This window comes from Corynebacterium breve, assembly GCF_030252165.1.
Classification (GTDB): domain Bacteria; phylum Actinomycetota; class Actinomycetes; order Mycobacteriales; family Mycobacteriaceae; genus Corynebacterium; species Corynebacterium breve.
Map to the genome: position 1 here is coordinate 1191905 of NZ_CP126969.1, position 24882 is coordinate 1216786.

Here is a 24882-nt window from a genome sequence, read left to right on the forward strand (position 1 = left end):
CAAACAAAAAATTAGTCTCGGGAGAGGTCGCGGTGGAGAACACTTACGTCAATGTCTCCTAGTTCTTTCAGACGGCGACCCACTTCCTCTGAGATAGCTACCGAGCGGTGATGCCCGCCTGTGCAACCAATTCCTACGGTGATAAAGTTTTTGCCCTCGTGGCGGTAGCCCGCCAGCATGGAGGAAATCAGAGCGACGAAACTCTCGACGAAATCCAAAGCACCGTCCTGGGCCAGCACATAGTCCGAAACGGGGGCGTCGGTGCCTCGGTACTCACGGAGCTCAGGGATCCAATATGGATTCGGAAGGAAACGGACATCGAGAAGGATGTCAGCGTCACGAGGTGCGCCGTGTTTGAACCCGAAAGACTGGACGGTGATGTGCTGCTGATCGCTCGTCATCGTGCCAAAAGAGGCTTCGATTGCACGGCGCAAGTCGTGAATCGACAGGTTAGACGTGTCAATGATTACATCGGCAAGATCGCGAACTTGCGCGATCGACTCACGTTCACGTTGGATACCCACGTTAAGCGGGTCATCTCCTTGCAGCGGATGGGTGCGACGAACACCGTCGAAACGCTTGATGAGCACGTCATCACGGGCTTCCAGAAAGAGAATCGTCGGATCGAAGCCTTTCTCCTTCAAAGTTTCGATTGTCCCGAGCAGTGAGCCATTGAACATCCGCGCGCGAACATCCGTCACCACCGCGACGCGGTCGACAGGTGAGTCTTCAGCGGTTGCCAGCTCGATCAACTCAACGATGAGTTGAGGTGGGAGGTTCTGAGGGACGAAAAATCCCTTATCTTCGAAAACTTTTGCAGCGGAGGAAAGCCCGCCACCTGACATGCCGGTGATGATGACTGGTGGAACCGAAGGTTCAAGTTGTGCGTCCTGCGTCATAGGGTCCATCGTAACCAATACCAGCTGGTTTTGGCGTCACGCTAGCGGGAATCTGCCTAGCGGGAATCTGCTCGGTGCAAGTGCTCGTAGACAATCGCCGCGAGCTTTGGTCCGATGCCGGGTGCTTGGGCAATCTCCGATGCTTCAGCCTCTTTAATCTTCTTCACGCTTCCGAAATGCTTCACCAGATCGCTCCGACGAGTCGGACCAAGACCAGGAATCCCATCGAGCGCCGTAGCTCGCATGCGCTTCGAACGCTTCTGGCGGTGGTAGGCAATGGCGAAACGGTGTGCCTCATCGCGGATCTGCTGCAGCAAATACATCCCCTGCGAGTTCCGAGGTAGGATCACAGGCTCGGCGTCATCGGGCAGCCATACTTCCTCCAAGCGTTTAGCCAGCCCGATCAGTTGCACATCCACGATTCCAAGCTCATCGAAGACGCCCTGTGCAGCATTGACCTGGGGCTTGCCACCATCAACGATGAACAGGTTCGGAGGGTAAGCAAACCTCCGATTATCGGTTGTCTCTTCCTCGATAACCTCGTCGGAAAACACAGTGCCATCTTCCTCTGGGTTTGCTAGCTTGTCCTCGTGGTAGCGCTTGAATCGTCGAGAAGTAATCTCTGCGATCGACGCGACATCGTTGCTGTGCCCGTCGCCAGCAGCTTCCTTGATGCGGTAGCGCCGGTAGTCGTTCTTCTTCGGTAAGCCATCCTCGAACACCACGAGGGACGCGACAACATCGGTGCCTTGAATGTGCGAGATATCGGTGCATTCGATGCGCAGCGGGGCCTCGTCAAGTCCCAAAGCGTCTTGGATGTCCTGTAATGCCTGTGAACGCGCAGTGAGGTCACCTACCCGCTTGAGCTTGTGCTGGTGCAGTGCTTCTTTCGCGTTGCGCTGCACCGTTTCAAGCAGCGATGCCTTGTCGCCACGCTGCGGTACACGAAGGCTCACTTGGGCTCCGCGCAGCTCTGCCAAGAGCGTTTCTACTTCTTCCACTTCAGCGGGTAGGACATCGACAAGGATTTCGCGCGGAACTGGGTTGTAGGTCTTCGGCGCTTGATGGGAAAGCTGGTCCACTCCCCTACGACGTATCTTTTGCTGCGTCAGCTTCTGGTCTTCCTCGCGTTCTGCCTCGGCGCGCTCGACGGCGTCCGAATAGTACTGGACGAGGAAGTTCAGCATCAATTGTGGCACTGCCGGATCAGCTTCTCCTGCTTCCCTTCGCTCGGTGCTGCCAGGTTCATCGCCTGTTTTCTCCACTACCCAGCCCCGTTGCGCACGGATGCGCCCATCGCGGACGTTAAATACCTGCACGGCAGCCTCAAGCTCATCGGTGGCAAAGGCGATAATGTCGGCATCAATATCGATACTCAACACCACCGTTTGACGTTCCATGACCTTGTTTACGGCCTCGAGGTCGTCGCGAAGCTTCGCTGCCTTTTCAAATTCGAGGTTTTCGCTTGCCTCCATCATTCGGCGGGTGAGTTCCCTGGTCACAGGCTCCGAGCGTCCGGACAAAAACGCCATGAAGCCTTGAACGATCTCATCGTGCCCCGCTTCATCTACCCGCCCAACACAAGGTGCCGCGCATTTGTCGATATAGCCCAAAAGGCATGGCCTGCCCAGCGTTTCGTGCCGGTTGAACACGCCTTTCGAGCACGTACGGATGGGATAAACCCGCGTAAGCAAGTCGAGGGTCTCGCGAACAGCCCACGCATGGGAGTACGGGCCAAAGTAACGCACGCCTTTACGACGAGGGCCGCGATAGAAAAACGCGCGCGGGAACCTTTCACCGACGCTGACCGCGAGCATCGGGTAGGTTTTGTCGTCGCGGTACATAACGTTGAACCACGGATCGAACTTCTTGATCCAAGTGTATTCCAGCTGCAGCGCTTCGACCTCACTGGCGACAACTGTCCACTCGACCTGAGACGCGGTAAACACCATTTGGCGCGTCCGCGGGTGTAGCTGATCGGGGTCCTGGAAGTAATTCGACAGACGTGAGCGGAGGTTTTTGGCTTTGCCAACATAGACTACGCGCTCGGAATCGTCGCGGAATTTATAAACACCCGGCTCCGTAGGGATTGATCCTGCGGCCGGGCGGTAAGTATTGGGGTGGGCCATGCTTAGTCTTCTGGCATGTATTTCGCTTCTAGGTCACGGAAATCGCGTACGGCCTGTAGCGCCTTTTCCCCATCGCCAGATTGAATTGCCCAGAGCGGAACATACTCAAAATCAGGCAGTTCAAGGCGTGCCATGCGGGAGCCCTGCGGGAACGATAGGCCATACACAACGAGCCATGGGTAAAAACGGGTGCCGATGATGTTGCGTACTTCGACACCATCTTCGTTGGCGCGCACACGTGGGCGGGTGAACATGATCCACGCCAAGATCGACAGGATTACGCCGACGCCTGGGTATGCAATCTTGTCTACCGGCGTGACGGCCGCGCCGGTGAACTCAACATCGACAACTGCGCCCATAAAAATGTGCCATGCCATGATGAGGACGATGAGTCCGACAGCGACCTTCTTCATAAAACCTGAGGTCACTTCAAATTCCCATGGCTTTGTCGAAGTCGCTGCGTGCGGGTCGGCCGCATTCAAAATCGCTAACTCGCGGTCCGAGAGCTTTTTTGACTGCTTCGGGGTTGGGGTTTGCTCGTCCACTTAGAATTTCACCATCTTTGCACGCTGTATATCCACGTTGATCCTACAGCTTCACGGAGAAATTGCGAACTTTCTCCAGCTCAAGAGCTGCACCAAGTGCTGCCCACATCGCCTCGGCACCCTTGTCCTCGATCGCGCCTGGTCCTCCGGCACGCTCGACGGCCTGCGCCTCGCTATCGACCGTAAGCACTCCATTGCCCACCGGGGTTTGTTCATCAAGAGCAATACGAGTCAATCCCTCAGTGACAGAATCACACACATAATCGAAGTGCGCGGTCGCCCCGCGAATAACGCAGCCGAGTGCAACGACTGCATCGAAACGCTGCGCACAGGCTTGCACGATCACCGGTAATTCCAAGGCACCAGCAACCTCGAAGGTGGTGACACTCGCCCCTGCTTCCTTTCCGGCGGAAAGAGCACGGTCGCGCAACTTATCGACGATCCCCGCGTTCCAAGCCGTCGCCACCACAGCGACGGAAAGTCCTTCTGCCTTGAGCTTTGCCGGTTCTGGGCGTCCAGTAGTTGCCACAGGTGATCTCCTTATTGTTGGTGGGTGTTGTCCCACTCTTCCACGGCGGGAAGGTCGTGTCCCATGCGGTCGCGCTTTGTGCGCAGGTAACGGATGTTGTCGTGTGAGGGGACGACCTCAATGCGGACGCGGCCGGATACCTCTGGCCCAAATCCCGACAAGGCCGTTGTCTTCATTGGATTATTCGTCATGACTTGGAACGATTCAACCCCCAGGTCATTCAGAATCTGGCCTGCAACCGAATACTCTCGGGCATCTGCGGGCAGGCCTTGTTCCAAGTTTGCATCGACGGTATCTAGGCCCTTGTCCTGCAATCGGTACGCCTTAAGTTTCGACACAAGACCGATGCCACGGCCTTCGTGCCCACGGACGTAGACGATTACTCCAGCACCGGCCTGCTGCACACGGCGCATGGACTCATGAAGCTGCTGTCCACAGTCACAACGCGTCGAAGCGAAAACATCTCCAGTCAGGCACTCGGAATGCACTCGAACAAGCACGTCCTTGGCACCTTGTACGTCACCGACGACCAACGCGACATGTTCGGTGCCGTCGATAGCGTGGCTGTAGCCGTAGGCGGTGAACTTACCAAATTCAGTGGGAAGTTCTGCCGTGGTTTCGCGGACAACTTGGCTCTCGTTTCGCCGGCGATACTCGATGAGTTGCTCAATCGAGATCATCTTTAGACCGTGTTCGTCGGAGAACTTGCGCAGCTCCTCGAATCGCGCCATGTCGGTCGGGTCTTCCTCTGACACCACTTCGCAAAGCACTCCCACGGGTTCTAGGCCCGCGAGCTGCGCTAGGTCGATGGATGCTTCCGTGTGGCCGTCTCGCTGGAGTACCCCGCCGGGGCGAGCGCGAAGCGGCACGATGTGACCGGGGCGGGTGAAATCGTCGATAAGCGAATTCGGATCTGCCAAACGACGAATCGTCTCGGCACGGGAACGCGCAGAGATGCCAGTAGTACCGGTGTTTGCGTCCACGGTGATCGTGTACGCCGTGGAGCGCGCGTCTTCATTGTGCGCGACCATTGGCGGAAGATTGAGTTTGTCTGCGGTTTCGTCAGACAGGGCGACGCAGATATAGCCGGAGGTGTAGCGAACCATGAAGGAAACGAGTTCCGGGGTCACTTTCTCAGCGGCGAAGATCAAGTCGCCTTCGTTCTCGCGGCCCTCATCATCGACCACGACGACAGCTTCGCCGCGGCCAATGGCTGCAATCGCATCCTCAACGCTATCCAATCGGATACTTTGCTGGTCAGTCATGCCGGTTAACCTTACCCCTTGACCATTTTCTCAACGTATTTGGCCACGATGTCTACCTCGATGTTGACTGCATCACCCTGGGATAGTTCTGCAGCCGTTGTCTCGGCGAGCGTCGTGGGGATCAAAGAGACCTCGAAGTAGTCTGCCCCAACAGCCGAAACGGTCAATGAGGTGCCGTTAACCGTAATAGAGCCCTTCTCGACGACGTATGTGACTAGATCGGCCGGCAGCGAGAACCGGAACACTTCCCAGTTTTCCGATGCCTCACGTGAGATAAGCTGCGCCACCCCATCAACGTGCCCCTGGACGATGTGCCCACCGAACCGAGCACCGGCCTGCATCGCACGCTCTAAGTTGACACGGCTACCGCTCTGGTACGTCCCGAGCCGGGACCGGTCGAGTGTTTCCTGCATGACGTCGGCGGTGAACGTGCCAGCTTCGTTGTCTACAACGGTCAGACAGACACCGTCGACTGCAATCGAATCGCCCGGTTGTGCATCACTGGTTACTTTCGGTGCATTGATTGCGATTCTCACCGAATCGCCAATATTGTCGGTCTTTTCAACGACGCCGATTTCTTCTACAAGTCCGGTAAACATCTCACCATCTCCACAAGCACATCGTCACCTAGCTGGGTGATCTTTTCTGTTTTCATTCTTTCTAGTCCACTCAAAGTGGGCGCAAGCGCCTGGGTCAGGACTCCTCGACCGGCTCCCATCAGCATGGGCGCGAGGTACGCCTGCACTCGGTCGACTAGACCACGCTGTATGAAACTCGTGGCTAATGACGCGCCGCCTTCAACCAGCACGTCCCGCGCCCCGGTGTCCCAGAGAACTTTCAGCGCCTCCTCGGGCGAAGAGTATTGTTCAAAACCTAATCGCGTTAAGTTGCCCTCGCGAACCGCACGCTTGCCGACGACCACCCGCCGCGGTTGACGCTCTGCAGGGATTCCCTCGGCGTGGCGGGCGGTTAGGGAAGGGTCGTCGGCAAGCGCGGTGCCGGTTCCTACGATGATCGCGTCGCGGCGCAAACGATCTTTGTGCACATGTTCGCGGGCAGCCTTGCCCGTGATCCATTGGCTAGTGCCATCAGCAGCCGCGGTAAATCCGTCGATACTGGCGGCGAACTTCACTGTTACGTGCGGTCGGCCGGTGGACAGCGTGCGCAACCAGGGTTGCAGCGCCTCTACTCGCACTGGGTGGTAGTCAACTTCAACTCCGTGATCGGCGAGATAGTCTGCGCCGCCAACAGCGTTAGGGTTGGTGTCACGCGTGAGGTAGACAACCTTGGTGATTCCCGCCTCAAGCAAGACATGACTGCAAGGGCCGGTGCGGCCCGTGTGGTTGCATGGCTCCAGAGTCACAATGGCCGTTGCACCTCGCGCTTTGTCACCCGCTGCAGACAAGGCGTTTACTTCCGCGTGCGGCCCACCGGCTGGCGAAGTCCCGCCGGTGGAAATCAGCACGCCGGAGTCATCGACGATCGCACACCCCACTGGCGGGTTGGGGCTGGTGGTGCCACGGACGCGATCGCCAGCCTCCAGGGCGTGGTGGATCACTTGGAAGCAAGCTCCCGCAGCTTTTCCACGGCTGCAGCGGGGTCAGCGGCACCAAACACTGCGGAACCTGCAACAAACGCATCAACTCCAGCCTCAGCGGCTTGAGTGATGGTGTCTTCGTTAATGCCACCGTCAATTTCGATGATGGTGTGCAGGCCCTTTTCGTCAATTGCTTTGCGCAGTGTGCGTACCTTGTCCAGCATCTCGGGCATGAATTTCTGCCCGCCGAAACCTGGCTCGACACTCATGACAATGACCTCGTCAAAATGCTCAAGATCAGCAAGATAAGGCTCGACTGGGGTGCCAGGCTTGATTGCGAAACCAGCTTTGCAGCCCTTTTCACGCAACTCCTTGGCCAGTGCAACATGGTCGTCGGTGGCCTCAACGTGGAAAATGATCGTGTCAGCGCCGGCCTTGATGTAGGCGTCGATCCATTTTTCCGGCTCCTCGATCATGATGTGCACGTCGAGCTCCTGATCGGTCACGCCATCGACTGCGGCGGTGACATCCGGGCCAAAGGACAGGTTAGGGACAAAGTGGCCGTCCATGATGTCAACGTGGATCCAGTCGGCGTTGGCGACCTTCTCCACATCGTCGCCCAAGTTGGCGTAATCAGCGGCAAGAATTGATGGTGCAATATAAGGGGCAGGCATGATTTTTATCCTACCTTCCGTAATACAGCGAAGAACATGGCATCAGTGCCGTGGCGGTGTGGCCACATCTGGACGCTCAGATTGTCTCCGGTGCCAGTCATGCCACCGACGAACTGACTGGCCTCGAGTTCTTCAACACCTTCTCCGAGAACCTTGTCGACTATCCCACGCGTCTCTCGCAAATCCGGCGAGCAGGTCGAGTACACCACCACTCCACCGGGCTTGACCAAGTTCAAAGCGCTGCGCAGGAGTTCTTCCTGCAGCGTATTCAATTCGGCGATATCAGATTCCTGCTTGCGCCAGCGCGCCTCGGGGCGTCGTCGCAAAGCACCCAGCCCAGAGCACGGCGCGTCGACGAGCACTCGGTCATAGCCCGGTTCCAGCCCGGGATTGCGTCCATCGGCCACGTGGATCGTCACGGGCAGATCGCGAACCGTCTTGCGAATCAGCTCGGCACGGTGGTCACTGATTTCCACTGCATCGACCCGTGCCTGGTCGATGCGCGCCAATGAGCCCATCAGCGCGGCCTTGCCACCGGGGCCTGCGCACAAGTCCAACCAGCGACCCTGGTCATCGGCCACAGGCACCTCGGCGATAGCCCGCGCAATCAACTGGCTTCCCTCATCTTGCACGGCGGCGAGGCCTTCGCGCACCGGATCAAGCTCACCTGGATCGCCCTCTTCGAGGTATACGGCGTACGGCGAGTACTTCCCTTTTTCCCCACCCGTGATGGCTGCCAGCTCCTCCGCGGACATCTCGCCTGGTCGCGCAACAAGGTGAACGATCGGCCGCTGGGAATCTGCGAGCAACGCAGCTTCAAGGTCATCTCGCCCCAGGACTTTCTCAAACGATTGAGCAATCCATTGCGGGTGAGCCGTGCGAAATGCGATTGCTTCCAGTTCATCCTGAGGAGTCAGCTGTTCCATCCACTGCTCGGACGGTGTGCGCGTGATGGTGCGCAGGATTCCGTTGGCAAACCCCGACGCTTTTTCATTGCCCGATTCCTTGACCAAGCGCACCGAGGTATCTACCGCAGCATGAGGTTCCACTCGCGTATACAAGATCTGATACGCGCCGAGACGCAAAGCATCAAGTACCGGTGGGGCGATCTGGTCAAGCGGGCGCGACGAGCACTCCCCGATCACCGCATCAAGCACACCTAGGTTTCGCAATGTGCCGTAGGTGATTTCGGTGGCAAACGCAGCATCACGCCCGGAAATCTTGCGCTCACGCAGCAACTTTGGCAGCGTCAGATTCGCGTACGCGTTGTCATTAGTTACACGTTGCAACACGTCGAACGCGGCTACTCGCGCTGGGTCCACGGTAGATGGTTCGCTTTTCACCTGCGGCTTCTGCGGACGCTTCTTCGCAGGCTCCGCTTGACGACGACCAGCCGAACGCGATCGGAATCCGCCACTCATTCGAACACCACTTCCTTTTCTTGGATACCGCGAGCCCAGTCGGCCGCGCCCATCATCTTCTTACCCGGGGGCTGTACCCGCCCGAGACAAATGTCTTTGGACCCCGTTCCGACATACACTGCGTTTTTGGCGATCTTGACGTTTCCCGGTGACAGATCTTCGGTCTCTTCGACGGAAATGGGTCCAACTTTGAAGCGCTCACCATCGAGTGTTGTCCATGCACCAGGGCCTGGAGTGTGCGCACGGATATGACGATCCAAGGCAAACGCGGGTTCGTTCCAGTTGATCCGAGCATCCTCGGTTGTAATCTTGGGTGCATACGTTGGGTCACCCTGTTGTGGTTGAGGATCTGCTTGGCCACTTTCCAACAGATCCATCGTTGCTACCAGCAAATCTGCGCCGGAATACGCCAAACGGGTAAGAAGATCATCCGCCGTATCAGTTGGACGGATCGCCTCGGTCATCGTTCCAAGAATCACACCTGTATCCAAGCCCTCATCGATGCGAAACGTTGTTGCTCCGGTGATGTCGTCGCCGGCTCGAATCGCCGCTTGCACCGGTGCGGCTCCGCGCCAGGCAGGAAGCAGAGAAAAGTGCAGATTCACCCAGCCGTGAGGTGCTGCCTCCAACAAATCCTTCGGAATCAAGTTGCCATATGCAACTACTGGTATCGCTTCCGGCGCAAGCTCGGTGAGCCTAGCTCGCACCGCGTCGCCATCCTCGGTACCTGCCTTTAAGGTCGTGGGCGTGAGCACTTCAATCCCGTGTTCGTCGGCAAGCGCGCGCACAGGCGATGGGTGGAGCGTGCGCCCCCGGCCACGACGAGCATCGGGACGGGTAATTACAGCTACGACTTCGTGTTTTGAAGCCAGCAGCTTTTCCAACGCAGCGACGGCGGGCTCAGGGGTACCCGCAAAAACAAGACGCATTAGTTCTCCTTAAACCATTCAGCGGCACGGATCGTGCTCATCGCTTCTTTGCGCAATTCGGGCGACAAACGCTTCAAGAACAGCACTCCATCAAGGTGATCGGTCTCGTGCTGAATACAGCGGGCCAAAAGCCCGGATGCCTGCATTGCGATCGGGCGACCCTGCGCGTCCTGTCCGCGAACGACTACAGAGTAGAAACGCTCAGTGTCAGCGGAGATGTCGGGAATCGACAAGCATCCCTCCGACCCCAATTGTGTTTCATCACCAATCGGTTCCCACACGGGATTAATGATGTGTCCACGCAAACCGGACTCGATCATGGAGCAATCATAAACAAAAACTCGTTTGGTCAGTCCGATCTGATTGGCGGCTAGCCCGACACCGCCGGCAGCATCCATGGTTTCCAGCATGTCGTCGACAAGCACTGCCAGGGAGCTATCAAACTCTGTGATCTCGGTGGCCTCCGTGTTCAACACAGGGTCGCCGAAAAGGCGGATTTCGCGGATCGTCATGGTCTACGTCTATGACCTTTCTGCCAAGGAAACGGATTCGTCCCAAGTGTACTTGGCAGGGCATGGGCTTAACCGATGTGGATCGGGTCTACCTGAATACGCATAGGAGCGTCTTCTTTGCGTAGGGCGCGTCGGATCGAGGCCGATCGCAGTGCGGATCCTAAAGCATTCCTCCCCTGCAGAGGCATGCGGACCAGCATCCGTTCAGCGGCCCCAAACTCTTTGGTATCCCACTGGCCAGGGAGGTCATTTCCCGGTGGCAACTCCACGGGGCCGAGAATCTCAGCCCCATCGGGCAACTCCAAGGACTCTCGGAAGGTTTCCAGCACACGCGCCGGTGCGTCGATAGCCGCCATGTGCACGGCGGGAGGAAAGCCCACTTCCCTGCGCTGCGCTAGTTCTAAGGCGGCATGTCCCTGCATGTCCCAGCGAATCAGGTGCTGCACCACGGGCGCCGCAGGATCTGCCACGACGACTACTTCTCCGCCTGTCGAGTGAGGCGCAACCAATGTTGCGGCCGCAGCCCACTTATCTAAAGTCTCCTCCATTGCGCGCAGATCTGGCCGCCCCATGAGCGCCCAAGTATCAAGCAGGATCGCTGCTCCATAATGGTGGTCGTCTCCCAAAACATAGGGTTCCGCGCCCGGCGTGGATACAACGATCATCGGCTCGTCGTTGATCGTGTCGTGAACACGATCACCCCACGAGGACACGACCTTTGTGGAGGGAAACGCGCGCCCCAACTCCTCTGCCGTGCGCTCGGTACCGACGACGACAGAGCGCAGCCGACGCGAACCGCACTCCTGGCAGGAGTGACTTGCATCCATCCTTCCACACCAACGGCACGTCGGCGCTGCCGCCTCCGCGCCACTCGGCAGCCCCAAGGGCCCGTTACACCAGCGACAGCGCGCCGGGGTTCGGCACTGCCCACACGCAAGGGATTGAACGTATCCGGTGCGAGGGACCTGAAACAAAACCGGTTTCCCTTTTGCAAGTGCTCTGCGCGCAGCCTCAAAAGCAACTGACGGCAAACGCGCTGCACCTGCTCTGGGATCGCGTGCAAGCTCGAATTCAGAGTCGCCAGCCGCGTGAATGTACGGGGAACGCACCCGCAGGGCCGAGCGAGGGGCCACTAATTCATGGACCCAACCTGATTCGACCAAGAGCTGGGTTTCCGCTGTCCGCGTGTGCCCACCAATCACCAAAGACGCCTTTTCCACAGCAGAACGCGTGGTCAGCACTTCCCGTGCATGCACATAAGGCGCCCGCGGATCGACAAGGTTGTCGTCTCCGTCGTGCATCAACACCATGAGGCGCAAATCGGTAACAGGTGCGAACGCAGCAGACCGCGTGCCGACGACCAACCGACCTTGTCCATGCAAAATGGATAAGTAGCGTGAGTAGCGAGCTTGTGGGCCCAGCGCTGCCGTCAACACAGTAATCTGGCGCGGGCCGACGATCTGGCGCAGCGCCATTTCGCAACGGTCGACGTCGCGCTGATCCGGCACAATGATCAGTGCGCCACCGCCTTCCATCGCCACCTTGCCTGCTAGGGCCGCAATCGCAGTGGGCCAGTCATCGCCGGGGGCTACTTGCCATGCAGCGCGCGCGAGCTTTCCCCCGACGATGGCGTCAACGAATGATTCCCCATTGGTATAAGCACTCCACGAAGACAAATCCGGTTCCGTCTCATTTCCCAGCTTTTCCCACGGGGTGTCGGAATCGGTCTCCTCTGCTTTCGCGTGACGTGCCGGAACAGCCGATCGGATGATGTCGGAACGCACTCCCGCATAGCGCTGCGCCAGAGCATCGACTACTGCGTGCATGCGCTTCGGATACACGACCTCGGGCGAAATCACTCGCTCTATGTAGCGAAGCTTGCCGTCGTGATTGGAGGATGGAGCACGTTCGAGCACGATGGCGTCAGCAAGCCTGCCACCAAACCTGATGCGCACTCGGACGCCGGGCTGAGCCGCTTGGTCTTGGTCTTCGGTGACCAAGTAGTCAAAAGTGCGATCTAACTGCGGGAGACCCAAAAGAGGCAACACCCGCGCCACGGGCATGGTCATCGTGGCGCGGGTGTTGGTCATGCGGAAATATCTTACATGCTTTTACTTCTTGATTGCTTCCTGCAAGGCATCCACCTTGTTCAACTGCTCCCATGGCAAGTCAATGTCGGTGCGGCCGAAGTGGCCGTACGCTGCGGTTTGCGCATAGATCGGACGCAAAAGATCAAGTTCACGAATGATCGCGGTTGGGCGCAAATCAAACACGGCCTCGACTGCACGTTGGATATCAGCGTCGGAGAGTCCGTCGGCCGCGGTGCCAAAGGTTTCGACATACAAGCCCACTGGTGCTGCACGACCGATCGCGTAAGCAACCTGTACTTCTACTCGATCTGCCAAACCGGCCGCGACAACATTCTTCGCTACCCAGCGCATAGCGTAAGCCGCAGAGCGGTCCACCTTTGAAGGATCTTTGCCCGAGAAGGCGCCACCACCGTGGCGTGCCATGCCACCGTACGTATCGACGATGATCTTGCGCCCCGTTAATCCGGCATCGCCCATCGGGCCACCTAGAACGAAAGAACCTGACGGGTTGACCAGCAGAGTGAGGTCTTCGGTGACATATTCCTCAAGGCCCGCGTCCTTGATAACCCAATCCAAGACGTTTTCGCGCATTGCCGCTTCAAGCTCAGCTCCGGTGAAGTCGTCGTCGTGCTGAGTGGAGATCACCACGGTGTCAAGATACACGGGGGTATTGCCGTCGTAAGCAAACGTCACCTGTGTCTTTCCGTCTGGGCGTAGGCCTTGGACGATGCCTTCCTTGCGAACCTGCGTCAAACGTCGAGCTAGGCGGTGCGCGGTGGAGATCGGAAGTGGCATAAACTCTGGCGTTTCGTTAGTCGCGTAACCAAACATCAGTCCTTGGTCGCCTGCGCCAGTCTGGTCGCTGTCGCCGGTGGACTTGTTCTCACGCACCTCCTGCGAATTGGTCACACCGTCGGAAATCTCCTTTGACTGATCACCGATGGAGATGCTGACGCCACAGGTATTTCCGTCAAATCCAACATCCGAAGAGGTAAAGCCGATCTCGACGAGCTTGTCGCGCACGAGCTTCGCGATGTTTGAATAAGCCGCGGTTGTTACCTCGCCTACAACATGGACCTGCCCAGTTGTCACCAGAGTCTCCACAGCGACACGCGACTGGGGATCCTGTTTCAGCATGTCATCCAGGACCGTGTCCGAAATCGCATCACAGATCTTGTCTGGGTGGCCTTCAGTGACAGATTCGCTAGTAAACAGGCGGTAAAAATTCTCGTTAGAAGACACTAGCTTTGATTTTCTTTCTTTTTCAACAATAGAAGTGGGTACATAAAGTACCAGACCCAATATAGACCAAGCTGTCTAACTCGGCAATACTAGGACACAAACCGCACCGAAGCATCGATGATCTGCGCAGCCACCATCTGCTTAGAACCATCATCTACTTCCGTGACGGAACCATCCTTACCCAACAGCCAGCCTCGATTGCGGTCTTCGCCGAACACCTTGCCGTCTCCAACCTCATTGACCATCAAGAGGTCGCAGCCTTTTCGCTTCAGCTTTTCCTTGCCATAATCCAAGGCGCTCGACTCGTGATCGCCAGTCTCGGCGGCAAAACCCACGATCGCCGCGGTGATCTCGCCTGCCCTACGCTTTTCGACGAGGCCTTTGAGAATGTCAGGGTTTTCCGTCAACGTAATCGTCGTCAAGGCAGACTCGTCCGCGCCCTTTTTCAGCTTAGAATCAGCCTGTGAAACTGGACGGAAGTCAGCCACGGCTGCCGCCATAATGACTAGATCTGCATCGGCAGCGTGTTTGTGCACTGCCGCCTCCATATCTCGGGTGGAACGCACACGAACGATAGTCGCTCCCGGCGGCGTTTCTAGCTGGTCGGTATCACCAGCGACGATGGTCACCTCGGCCCCGCGATGCACGGCGATATCTGCTAAAGCGAATCCTTGCTTACCGGAGCTTCGATTACCGATGAACCTGACGGGATCAATATTTTCTTGCGTTCCACCGGCAGAAACTACGACCTTTTTTCCCCTAAGGTCCTGAGGAAGTTCAACCCCCGACAGGATGGTGCGCGCAATCTCGCCAATCTGAGCCGGTTCCATCAATCGGCCGGGACCCGAGTCTTTCCCAGTCAGGCGACCATGTGCTGGTTCAAGGACAATAATTCCACGCTCACGCAGCGTGGCTACGTTGGCCACCGTCGCCGGATTGTTCCACATTTCGGTATGCATCGCCGGGGCAATTACGACGGGACAAGTTGCAACGAGGACCGTAGCGGTAAGGAGATCGTCGGCACGTCCGGCGACGAGTCGGGCCATCACGTCGGCAGTGGCCGGAGCAATGACGATCAAATCAGCCTCTTGGCCAACGCGAACGTGCTGCACCTCATCCACCGCATCAAAGACCGTGGTCGACACAGGATGGCCGGATAATGCCTCAAAAGTCGCGGCACCGACAAAGTTCAGCGCACTCGGTGTTGGCACGACGCGAACGTCATCCCCAAACTCCTTAAGGTCACGAACTAGGGCACAAGCCTTGTACGCTGCGATCCCGCCTGACACACCAACAACGATTTTTCGCGGAGACATGCTCGCGCCTCACTTTCGCTTGAGATTTTTCTTCCGATGGTACTGAAAAACCCGCCATCTACGTGGTCGTAGATAGCGGGTTAATACTGAGTGGCTACTGGCCTTCCTCGTGTTCGAGCAGACCGGCCTGAATCTCACGCAATGCGATGGATAGAGGCTTCTCGCCTGGTTCCGGAGTAACGAGGGGTCCGATGAACTCGAAAACGCCCTCGTCATGTTCCTGGTAGTAGCTGTTGATCTGACGTGCGCGCTTAGCTGCAAAAATCACCAGCGCGTACTTCGACGAAACCTTAGACAGCAGTTCGTCGATCGGAGGTGCGGTAATGCCCTCCGGGGTGTCATACACCAGGTCGTCAGACGCACCCAGCTCGTTGGTTACGTTGCTCACATACACCTACTCGTAGTTGTTCGTATTTCCGCCCAATAGGATAGCACCGATAGCAGCTACGGCTGAATCCACGTCATCGTTAACCACGATGTCATCGAACTCTTCCTTTGCCGCCAGCTCTGCCCGGGCGGTATCCAGGCGACGTTGGATGACATCCGCCGACTCTGTGCCACGCGAAGTGAGGCGATCGACTAGCTCCTCCCACGAAGGAGGTGCCAGAAATACTGTCACAGCCTCAGGCATCAAGGCCTTCACGTTGCGAGCCCCCTCGAGGTCAACTTCAACCAAGACAGGGCGCCCCTGGCTCAACGCCTCGCGAACGGGTCCCGCTGGTGTTCCGGAACGCTGCAGACCGCCGTGAATGTCGGCCCACTCTAGCATTTCGCCGGCGTCGATGCGCTCTTGGAAATATTCCGGGGAGACGAAGAAGTAATCCTCACCATCGCGCTCGCCAGGCCGTGGTGAACGCGTAGTCATGGACACTGAAAAATACATGTCCTTGATATCGTCGCGTAGTCGGTGAACCACGGTCGACTTGCCCACAGCGGACGGACCAGCTAGAACAACCAGTCGCCCGAGTGGCTTGACTTCCTCTGGCACGGATTAGTCCTCAGAGAAGCCGAAGCGCTCCAACAGCGCACGACGCTGACGGTCACCCAGACCGCGCAGACGACGGGTCTGAGCGATTTCAAGCTCTTCCATAATCTCGCGAGCCTTAACCTTGCCCACCTTTGGAAGTGCCTCGAGAAGTGCGGAGACCTTGGTCTTACCGATGATGTCATCGGTGCTTGCCTTGTCCAGCACCTCCTTGAGGTTCGTTTCGCCACGCTTCAGGGATGCCTTGAGCTCTGCGCGCTTCTTGCGTGCTTCAGCAGCCTTTGCAAGGGCTTCCTTACGCTGCTCATCGGTCAACTTGGGAAGGGCCACGGGGTTCCTCCATGCTTTCGTAGTAGTCATTACTCCCAGCTATTGCACTGGCTACAGTTCACCACACCGTCGAATCTCAACGGTGTGACTCACTGACTCCGGCAAGTTTAACACTGGGTTTGCTGTTTCAGGATAACGACGTCGGCGTTTCGCCACGTCATAGCCTTGACGGTACTAAGCTACCAGGCTTTTTATAAAAGTGGTGAAATACTTCCCCGCTAATACTGTTTTGCCTGGTCAATTGCATGTTTCCGCAGGTCGCGAACATCGGGACCAGCAGCCAAAACAGACCGAGAAACACTTGGAAAAACGTTGGAAAAATTCTTTCCAGCAATCCTAGCCACGTCATCTGCAGTACCGCCTTGAGCACCGACACCAGGCATCAAAACCGGGCCGTTGAGCGCGTCGAGAACCGGTGGGTTCTCCAGGGTTGCACCGACGACGACGCCGACGGACCCAACCGTCTCACCTACGTTGAGCGCCGCACATTCGTCGACCATATACTGTGCCACTGTTTTCCCGTTCTCCAACCGCTGAGATTGAAATGCAACGGCCTCCGGGTTCGATGTTGCTCCGAGCACAAATACCCCAGCCTCGTGCTTTTGAGCCTCGTCGAAAACTGGCTTCAAGGCACCAACGCCCAGGTAGGGGGACACTGTCACCGCATCCGAACGCAGCGACGTCTCCCCCAGCCACGCCTCGGCGTAACCAGCCATGGTAGACCCGATGTCGCCACGCTTCGCGTCTGCGACGACCAATGTGCCAGTCTCACGAAGCGAAGCGATTGTCTCTTCGAGCACCATAAAACCGTGGGCGCCGAACCGTTCATAAAACGCTACTTGTGGCTTGACCAAAGCGACGTGCCCGGAGAATGCCTCAACACAGCGGCGTGAAAAATCACGTAAACCCTCCACGGAGTCTTGGAGTCCCCACGAATGGAGCAGCGACGCATGCGGGTCAATGCCTACGCACAACCTGCCGTACCGTTCGCCCGCTGCAGCGAGGCGTTCACCGAAGGTCATCGCAAACCGCCCTCCGCAGTGTGATCAAGCTCTTGCAACGACTGGACGGTGATCTCGTTGGCCTTGATCGCCTCAATGCCTTGAACTGCGGCGGTAACACCTTGGACGGTGGTCATGAGTGGCACGTTGGACGAGACTGCTGCCGCACGGATTTCGTAGCCATCGTTACGGGCACCCGAGGATCCTGCAGGAGTGTTGAGGATCATGTCGATCTCACCGTTCTTGATGCGATCGATGATCGAGGTACCTTCAGCACCTTCGCGTGCCTCAGAAGCCTTCAGGACGACTTCGCAGTCGATGCCGTTACGACGAAGCATCTGTGCGGTACCCGACGTTGACAAAATCTTGAATCCCATCGTCGCAAGACGCTGGATTGGGAAGATCAGGGTGCGCTTGTCGCGGTTGGCCACAGAGACGAACACAGTGCCTTCAGTAGGTAGTTCACCGAATGCGGCTGCCTCGGACTTTGCGTAAGCCTCGCCAAAGCTTGGTGCCAAGCCCATGACCTCACCGGTGGATTTCATCTCGGGCCCCAGGATGGTATCTAGCAAGGTGCCATCGGTTCGCAGGAATCGAGTGAATGGAAGGACGGCCTCCTTCACGGCAATCGGGTGGTCCAACGGCAGGGTGCCGCCGTCATAGTTGGAAGGTAGGAGGCCTTCGTCGACAAGCTCTGGAATTGTTGCACCAAGCATGATCCGTGCGGCTGCCTTTGCTAAGTGGACGCCGGTTGCTTTGGAGACAAATGGTACGGTGCGGGACGCGCGAGGGTTGGCCTCGATGACGTACAAGATGTCGTCTTTCAGAGCGAACTGAATGTTCATCAGGCCCTTGACACCAATTCCATGAGCAAGGGCTTCGGTGGATCGGCGCACCTGCTCGATGGTCTCGGGGCCAAGCGTCATCGGTGGCAATGCACAAGCGGAGTCACCAGAGTGCACACCAGCCTCTTCGATGTGTTCCATAACTCCGCCTAGGTAGACATTCTCCCCGTCGCAGAGTGCGTCAACATCGATTTCGATCGCAGAGTCCAAGAACCTATCGACGAGTACTGGGTGGTCTGGCGAGAGCTCGGTGGCTCGGTCGATGTAATCCTCCAGCGAAGCTTCGTCGTAGACGATTTCCATGCCGCGACCGCCAAGAACGTACGACGGGCGAACTAATACTGGATAGCCGATGCTGTTGGCAACCTGCTTCGCCTCTTCGAAGCTAGTTGCGGTGCCAAACGCCGGAGCCGGAAGCTGTGCCTTTGCAAGCACCTCACCAAACTCTCCACGGTCTTCTGCAAGATCAATCGCCTCAGGGGTGGTGCCTACGACCGGAACGCCGGCATCGGCCAATCGCTGTGCGAGACCTAGCGGAGTCTGCCCACCCAGCTGGACGATGACGCCAGCGACGGTGCCTGACTGGGTCTCGGCGTGGTAGACCTCCATCACGTCTTCAAAGGTCAGTGGCTCAAAGTAGAGACGGTCTGCCGTGTCGTAGTCGGTTGAGACTGTTTCTGGGTTGCAGTTAACCATCACAGTTTCGTACCCAATACGGGACAGTTCCAGCGCAGCGTGGACACACGAGTAGTCGAACTCGATGCCCTGGCCAATGCGGTTCGGGCCGGAGCCCAAGATGATGACCTTTTCCTTTTCGGTCTGAGGCGCAATCTCGGATTCAGCGTTCGGATCGTATTCGTATGCCGAGTAGTGGTACGGAGTCTGTGCCTCAAACTCACCAGCACAGGTATCGACGGTCTTGTACACAGGGCGAATTCCCAAAGACCAACGCAGGGAGCGGACCCCGTCTTCGCCAGCCAACTCAGGGCGAAGTGCAGCGATTTGGGCATCGGACAGGCCAAAGACCTTTGCTTCGCGCAGCAGATCAGCGTCGAGGACTGGAGCGTTTTCCAACACAGTGCGGAATTCAACAAGGGCGCGCAGCTCGGCCAAGAACCAAGGATCGATACCGGAAACCTCGTAGATCTCGTCATCAGTGGCGCCGAGGCGCATTGCCAACTCCACGTCGTAGAGACGGCCATCGGTTGGGCGGCGCAGGTCTTCAAGTACTGCGTGGACATCGTTGGCACGCTCGCCCGCGAAGTACTCATCAGGCTTGGTCCAGAATCCCGCGGGTTTGGTCTCCATCGAGCGCAGGACCTTGTTCAAGCCCTGAATGTAGTTGCGGCCGATACCCATCGCTTCACCGACGGCCTTCATCGAGGTACCCAGGGTGTCGTCGGAACCAACGAATTTCTCAAACGCAAAGCGTGGCGCCTTGACGATCACGTAGTCCAAGGTCGGTTCGAACGCCGCTGGTGTAACACCGGTGATGTCGTTGGTGATCTCGTCCAGTGTGTAGCCAATCGCTAGCTTTGACGCAATCTTTGCGATTGGGAAGCCCGTTGCCTTCGATGCGAGTGCCGAGGAGCGGGACACGCGAGGGTTCATCTCAATGGTGATGATGCGGCCGTCTTTCGGGTTGATGGCAAACTGGATGTTACAGCCACCGGTATCCACACCGACTTCGCGAATAATAGCGATGCCTTGGTCACGCATCTTCTGGAATTCGCGGTCGGTCAGCGTCAAAGCAGGTGCCACGGTGACAGAATCACCCGTGTGAACACCAAGCGCATCAACGTTTTCGATAGAGGCGATCACTACGACGTTGTCATCGCCATCGCGCATCAGCTCGAGCTCGAGTTCCTTCCAACCTAGGATGGACTCTTCAATTAGGACGTTTGCTTCAGGGGAAGCTTCCAAGCCACCACCGGCGATCCGCTCTAGATCTTCCATCGTGAAGGCAAGCCCAGAGCCTAGACCGCCCATGGTAAACGAAGGGCGAACGACAACCGGCAAGCCGAGTTCCTCGACAGTCTCGTGGACCTCGTCCATCGTGTAGCACACGCGGGAGCGAGCAGACTCGCCACCGATCTTCTCAACGATGTCCTTGAACTTCTGACGGTCTTCGCCTCGCTCAATAGCGTCGATGTCTGCGCCGATGAGCTCAACGCCGTGCTTTTCCAAAAGGCCCATGCGGTCCAGCTGTATCGCTGCGTTCAGGGCTGTCTGCCCACCAAGCGTAGCCAAGATAGCGTCAACCTTGTGACCTTCAGCTGCTTCCTTGGCCAGAATCTTGTCGATGTACTCAGGCTCGATCGGCTCAACGTAGGTATGGTCGGCGAACTCTGGATCCGTCATGATCGTTGCCGGATTGGAGTTAATCAGAGTGACGCGCAGTCCCTCTTCTTTCAGTACGCGGCACGCTTGGGTGCCGGAATAATCGAATTCGCATGCCTGGCCGATAACGATAGGGCCGGAGCCGATCACCAGGACGTGGTTAATATCTTCGCGTTTCATGATTTTACCTTCCTGGTTACTTCTTGTTTGGCGAGTACTGGTCCATCAACGCGATGAACTGGTCAAATAGTGGGTTCGCATCGTGAGGGCCAGCGGCAGACTCGGGGTGGTACTGCACGGAGTATGCGCGACCGCTTTCTAGAGCCACGCCTTCCACTACGTCGTCGTTAAGGCAGGTGTGGGTAACCACTGCTGGTCCAAACTCGGTATCGAAGGTCTCCCCTGGTTTGCCTTCGAGCGCGAAGCCGTGGTTCTGGGAGGTGATGTCAATCTTGCCCGTGAGGTGGTTCTTTACCGGTACGTTGATGCCACGGTGACCGAACTTGAGCTTGTACGTATTCATGCCGAGCGCACGTCCGAGAATCTGGTTGCCAAAGCAGATTCCGAATAGTGGCACTCCAACGCGGATGATCTGCTTGGTGATCTCGACCATCGCATCCGCGGTCGCTGGATCACCCGGACCGTTGGAGATCAACACGCCATCTGGGCTGTACTGCTTGATCTCTTCTACTGGGGTGTTCGCTGGCACGACGATAGTTTCGATGCCGCGCGCCGAGAACTGCTTCGGGGTTGCAGTTTTGATTCCCATGTCATAGGCGACGACGGTGTAGAGCTTCTCCCCCTCGGCTTCGAAGGTGTACGGAGCATCGGTAGACACCTCGGCGGAAAGATCTGCGCCTGCCATCGACGGCTGCGCATTGACCTTATCGACGAGCTCTTGAGCGTCGAGAAGTGCGGCGTCACCTGAGAAGATGCCTGCGGGAATAGAGCCGAAGTCGCGGATCCGACGAACGACAGTTCGGGTATCGATACCAGAGATCCCGATGATGCCTTGCGCGGTCAATTCATCTTCGAGCGAACGGTCCGCTCGCCAGTTGGAGACCCCCTTGGACAAGTCTCGGATAACAAGGCCGGCGACCCAGATTTTGCCATCGCGGGACTCATTATCTTCATCATTCCAACCAGTATTGCCAATCTGTGGTGCCGTAGTAACGACGATCTGGCGGTGGTAGGAAGGATCGGTCATGGTCTCTTGGTAGCCGGTCATTGCGGTTGTAAAGACGGCCTCGCCAAAAGTTTCGCCTTGTGCGCCGAACGCGAATCCTGGGTACGTTGTTCCATCGCCTAACACCAAGATGGCGGGAGTGCGAGATTCAGTCACAGTATGCCTTTCAGACTGTAAATTATTCATTGCTTTGTATTGTATGCGATCAGGGGCTACTGGTGGGTCTCGGGCACGCAGGCCTCGCCGTCAGCACAAGTCACACGACCACGCAAAATGGTGTGGGTGACTTTCGCCTTGTATTCAATGCCCTCATAAGGGGTGTTTTCCGCTTTGGATGCCATGTCTTCGCCTCGGACAGTCCACGGCGAGTCAGGATCCACGATAGTGAGGTTCGCAGGTTCCCCGACCTCAATTGGGCGACCATGGCCTGGAAGGCGGACGATCTCCGCAGGCTTTTCGCTCATCACCTTGGCGACGAAACGCCAGTCTGCCAAGCCGGACTCCACAAAGATTTTCGCAATCACAGACAGTGAGGTTTCCAGTCCCAGCATCCCCGGTTTTGCATGGTCGAACTCAACGCACTTTTCTTCCGAGCCATGTGGCGCGTGATCGGTCGCGACACAGTCAATAACACCATCGAGCAAGGCCTGCTTCAGGGCATCAGCGTCACGCTTCTCACGCAACGGAGGGTTGACACGGTACCGACCGTCGTAGGATTCGAGCATTTCGTCGGTAAGCGCGAGGTGGTGCGGAGTGACCTCAGCGGTGACCTGCGCCCCTCGCTCTTTTGCCAAACGGATCAGATCGATCGACCCCTCAGTAGAGGCGTGACACAAATGGATACGTCCGCCGTAGTCGCGTGACATGATCGCATCGCGAGCAACGATTGATTCCTCGGCAACGCGAGGCCAACCGCGCAGGCCCAACCGGGATGCGGTTGGTCCCTCGTGGGCTACGGCCCCTTCGGTCATACGCATGTCTTCGGAGTGCTGCGCGAGCAAAACGTCGAATCCCTTGGCGTATTCAACGGCGCGTCGCATGATCTGCGGGTCGTTGACGCACTTGCCATCGTCGGAGAACATGCGGACCTTCGCCTCGGAGCGCGCCATCATCCCGAATTCAGTGAGTTGCTTCCCCTCAAGCCCCAGGGTAATTGAGCCAATCGGATGCACATCGCACAGTCCGTACGCCTGTCCTTTCATCCACACGGATTCTGCAATCACTGGTTGGTCCATGACCGGAAGCGTGTTTGCCATCGTGAATACCGCGGTAAACCCGCCCTTCGCCGCAGCTTGCGAACCAGTAGCAATGGTTTCGGTATCTTCACGGCCTGGCTCACGCAGGTGGACGTGAATGTCGACGAGACCGGGCAACAACACATTGCCCTGGGCATCGATCACGTGTGCCCCAGAGGTGTCAACTGATCCGATCTCGGCAATGACTCCATCGCGAATCAGGATATCCACCGGATCGCCTTCGCCATATGGCCGAACGTTTACTATCACAACGTCCTGCGCAGCTGGTGGAGCCAGAGTGCCGGTTGCTGGGTAGTTCTTGTCTGTCATGACTAATTCCTCGCTTCCCTGTTAGTTTCCGGCCGCCAGTAGGGTAAACAACACAGCCATGCGGACATGGACACCATTGCTTACCTGCTGCAGGACTGCGGTTTCGTCGTAATCCGCAACCGCGTGGTTAATTTCCATGCCGCGGAGCATCGGACCTGGATGCATGATGATCGCATCGTCTTTCATCATCGCTGCGCGGGCCTTTGACAGACCAAACAAGGTGGCGTATTCGCGATGCGATGGGAAGAAACCGCCATTCATGCGCTCTTGCTGTACTCGCAGCATCATGATGACATCGGCATCAGCGATTTCCGCGTCGAAATCGACGGAAGTACGCACTGGCCATGTATCCACTCCCCAAGGCAGCAGCGTCGGCGGCGCGACAAGCACGATCTCGGCACCAAGCTTCGACAGCAGGTCAACGTTTGAGCGCACCACGCGGGAATGCAGGCAGTCACCCACGATGAGGACCTTGCGGCCTTCGATATTGCCCAGTCGCTGGCGCATCGTCACCGCGTCCAGGAGCGCTTGAGTTGGGTGCTGGTGTGACCCATCTCCCGCGTTGATTACCGAAGGGCCGTTACCACCCGGTGCCACCCAATCCGCAATCAACTGGGTTGCGCCCGACGAAGGGTGTCGCATGACGATCGCGTCAGCGCCGATCGAGCTCAGAGTCAGCGCAGTGTCTTTGAGGGACTCGCCTTTCTTTACCGATGACGATGAAGCCGAGATATTGATGACATCAGCGCTCATCCACTTACCCGCTGTCTCAAAAGACGCGCGAGTACGGGTGGAGTTTTCATAAAATAGGGTGAAAATGGTCCTGCCCCGCAGAGTCGGGAGCTTTTTCACTTCACGGCCTTCGAGCGCCTCGCGAAAGCGATCGGCCTCATCCATTAGTCCAACGATTTCGTCACGTGTTAGATCGCCGATATTAAGCAGGTGCTTCATTAGTTCTCCTGTTCGCGGGTCAGCAAGACTGCATCCGCCTCGTCAAGAGGCTGCAAGGTCACAGAGACATCTTCGTTGCGGGCAGTGGGGATGTTCTTTCCCACATAATCCGCGCGAATCGGGAGTTCGCGGTGTCCGCGATCCACCAGCACTGCTAACTGGATCGCGCGCGGTCTTCCGAGGTCACGTAACGCATCCAGGGCTGCGCGGATGGTTCGACCCGAGAACAAGACGTCGTCGACAAGCACGACTGTAGCCCCGTCGATCGGCGCCGGAATCCTAGTCGGTTGAAGAGCTCGGTGTGGCTTATCGCGAAGGTCATCGCGGTAAAGGGTTATGTCCAAACTTCCCACGGGCACTTCGACACCGGAGAAATCTCGGATGGATGCGGCGAGTTTCTCAGCCAGCGGTACTCCACCCGAGGGAATGCCAAGCAGGATGACGTCGGATTCGTCGTCAAGCGCTGTTCTTTCGATCACTTGGTGCGCGATGCGTGCAACAGTGCGCGCGACCTCATCGGCTGTTAAAAGCTCGACGGTCACGCGGTTGTCGTTATCACTCATCGAACCTCCTTCCCCGCCTCACTGTGCG

General features: G+C 57.4%; 23 protein-coding genes. All 23 read right to left on the reverse strand.

Annotated features, from left to right (window positions below):
* Positions 1 to 11: 11 nt before the first annotated feature.
* The gene (gene rapZ, locus QP027_RS05835; protein ID WP_284826745.1) at positions 12 to 899 is read right to left on the reverse strand and encodes an RNase adapter RapZ; all 888 of its coding nucleotides are present in this window, start codon (positions 897 to 899) and stop codon (positions 12 to 14) included.
* A gap of 56 nt (positions 900 to 955) precedes the next feature.
* Complete coding sequence (gene uvrC, locus QP027_RS05840; RefSeq protein ID WP_284826747.1) at positions 956 to 3028, reverse strand: excinuclease ABC subunit UvrC; 2073 nt, start codon at positions 3026 to 3028, stop codon at positions 956 to 958.
* 2 nt (positions 3029 to 3030) lie between these two features.
* Entirely contained in the window at positions 3031 to 3573 is a 543-nt protein-coding gene (locus QP027_RS05845) for a PH domain-containing protein (RefSeq protein WP_284826748.1), read from the reverse strand.
* A 43-nt stretch (positions 3574 to 3616) separates the two neighbouring features.
* Complete coding sequence (gene ribH, locus QP027_RS05850; RefSeq protein WP_284826750.1) at positions 3617 to 4102, reverse strand: 6,7-dimethyl-8-ribityllumazine synthase; 486 nt, start codon at positions 4100 to 4102, stop codon at positions 3617 to 3619.
* A gap of 11 nt (positions 4103 to 4113) precedes the next feature.
* Entirely contained in the window at positions 4114 to 5367 is a 1254-nt protein-coding gene (locus tag QP027_RS05855; RefSeq protein ID WP_284826751.1) for a bifunctional 3,4-dihydroxy-2-butanone-4-phosphate synthase/GTP cyclohydrolase II, read from the reverse strand.
* A gap of 11 nt (positions 5368 to 5378) precedes the next feature.
* Positions 5379 to 5966, reverse strand: a complete 588-nt coding sequence (locus QP027_RS05860; RefSeq protein ID WP_284826753.1) for a riboflavin synthase — start codon at positions 5964 to 5966, stop codon at positions 5379 to 5381.
* Positions 5948 to 6922 (reverse strand): bifunctional diaminohydroxyphosphoribosylaminopyrimidine deaminase/5-amino-6-(5-phosphoribosylamino)uracil reductase RibD, encoded by a 975-nt coding sequence (gene ribD / locus QP027_RS05865; RefSeq protein ID WP_284826946.1) that lies wholly within the window; start codon positions 6920 to 6922, stop codon positions 5948 to 5950. Before ribD ends, QP027_RS05860 begins: the two co-directional genes overlap by 19 nt.
* Complete coding sequence (rpe, locus tag QP027_RS05870; RefSeq protein WP_284826754.1) at positions 6922 to 7578, reverse strand: ribulose-phosphate 3-epimerase; 657 nt, start codon at positions 7576 to 7578, stop codon at positions 6922 to 6924. The genes ribD and rpe overlap by 1 nt, the downstream gene beginning before the upstream one ends.
* Positions 7579 to 7583: 5 nt before the next feature.
* Positions 7584 to 8999, reverse strand: coding sequence for an RsmB/NOP family class I SAM-dependent RNA methyltransferase (locus QP027_RS05875; protein WP_284826756.1), 1416 nt, complete (start codon positions 8997 to 8999; stop codon positions 7584 to 7586).
* Positions 8996 to 9928, reverse strand: a complete 933-nt coding sequence (gene fmt / locus QP027_RS05880) for a methionyl-tRNA formyltransferase (protein WP_284826758.1) — start codon at positions 9926 to 9928, stop codon at positions 8996 to 8998. The genes QP027_RS05875 and fmt overlap by 4 nt, the downstream gene beginning before the upstream one ends.
* Positions 9928 to 10440, reverse strand: coding sequence for a peptide deformylase (gene def, locus QP027_RS05885; RefSeq protein ID WP_284826760.1), 513 nt, complete (start codon positions 10438 to 10440; stop codon positions 9928 to 9930). Before def ends, fmt begins: the two co-directional genes overlap by 1 nt.
* Before the next feature lie 68 nt (positions 10441 to 10508).
* Positions 10509 to 12530, reverse strand: coding sequence for a primosomal protein N' (locus QP027_RS05890; RefSeq protein WP_284826762.1), 2022 nt, complete (start codon positions 12528 to 12530; stop codon positions 10509 to 10511).
* A 21-nt stretch (positions 12531 to 12551) separates the two neighbouring features.
* On the reverse strand, positions 12552 to 13772 hold the full coding sequence (gene metK / locus QP027_RS05895; protein WP_284826765.1) for a methionine adenosyltransferase: 1221 nt from the start codon (positions 13770 to 13772) through the stop codon (positions 12552 to 12554).
* 89 nt (positions 13773 to 13861) lie between these two features.
* Entirely contained in the window at positions 13862 to 15088 is a 1227-nt protein-coding gene (gene coaBC / locus QP027_RS05900; RefSeq protein ID WP_284826766.1) for a bifunctional phosphopantothenoylcysteine decarboxylase/phosphopantothenate--cysteine ligase CoaBC, read from the reverse strand.
* Positions 15089 to 15182: 94 nt separating this feature from the next.
* Positions 15183 to 15476, reverse strand: a complete 294-nt coding sequence (gene rpoZ, locus QP027_RS05905) for a DNA-directed RNA polymerase subunit omega (protein WP_284826769.1) — start codon at positions 15474 to 15476, stop codon at positions 15183 to 15185.
* Between the two features lie 6 nt (positions 15477 to 15482).
* Complete coding sequence (gene gmk / locus QP027_RS05910) at positions 15483 to 16076, reverse strand: guanylate kinase (protein ID WP_284826771.1); 594 nt, start codon at positions 16074 to 16076, stop codon at positions 15483 to 15485.
* Positions 16077 to 16079: 3 nt separating this feature from the next.
* Positions 16080 to 16403 carry an integration host factor, actinobacterial type gene (gene mihF / locus QP027_RS05915; protein WP_284826947.1) on the reverse strand — a complete coding sequence of 108 codons (324 nt, stop codon included), beginning with the start codon at positions 16401 to 16403 and terminating at the stop codon, positions 16080 to 16082.
* 218 nt (positions 16404 to 16621) lie between these two features.
* A complete protein-coding gene (pyrF, locus tag QP027_RS05920; RefSeq protein ID WP_284826772.1) occupies positions 16622 to 17425 on the reverse strand; it encodes an orotidine-5'-phosphate decarboxylase in 804 nt (267 codons plus the stop codon).
* Positions 17422 to 20769, reverse strand: coding sequence for a carbamoyl-phosphate synthase large subunit (carB, locus tag QP027_RS05925; RefSeq protein ID WP_432418612.1), 3348 nt, complete (start codon positions 20767 to 20769; stop codon positions 17422 to 17424). The genes pyrF and carB overlap by 4 nt, the downstream gene beginning before the upstream one ends.
* A 16-nt stretch (positions 20770 to 20785) precedes the next feature.
* A complete protein-coding gene (gene carA, locus QP027_RS05930) occupies positions 20786 to 21961 on the reverse strand; it encodes a glutamine-hydrolyzing carbamoyl-phosphate synthase small subunit (RefSeq protein ID WP_349293185.1) in 1176 nt (391 codons plus the stop codon).
* A gap of 26 nt (positions 21962 to 21987) precedes the next feature.
* Positions 21988 to 23340, reverse strand: coding sequence for a dihydroorotase (locus QP027_RS05935; RefSeq protein ID WP_284826774.1), 1353 nt, complete (start codon positions 23338 to 23340; stop codon positions 21988 to 21990).
* Positions 23341 to 23361: 21 nt separating this feature from the next.
* Positions 23362 to 24291, reverse strand: a complete 930-nt coding sequence (locus QP027_RS05940) for an aspartate carbamoyltransferase catalytic subunit (protein WP_284826776.1) — start codon at positions 24289 to 24291, stop codon at positions 23362 to 23364.
* Entirely contained in the window at positions 24291 to 24854 is a 564-nt protein-coding gene (gene pyrR, locus QP027_RS05945) for a bifunctional pyr operon transcriptional regulator/uracil phosphoribosyltransferase PyrR (RefSeq protein ID WP_284826778.1), read from the reverse strand. The genes QP027_RS05940 and pyrR overlap by 1 nt, the downstream gene beginning before the upstream one ends.
* Between the last annotated feature and the right edge of the window lie 28 nt (positions 24855 to 24882).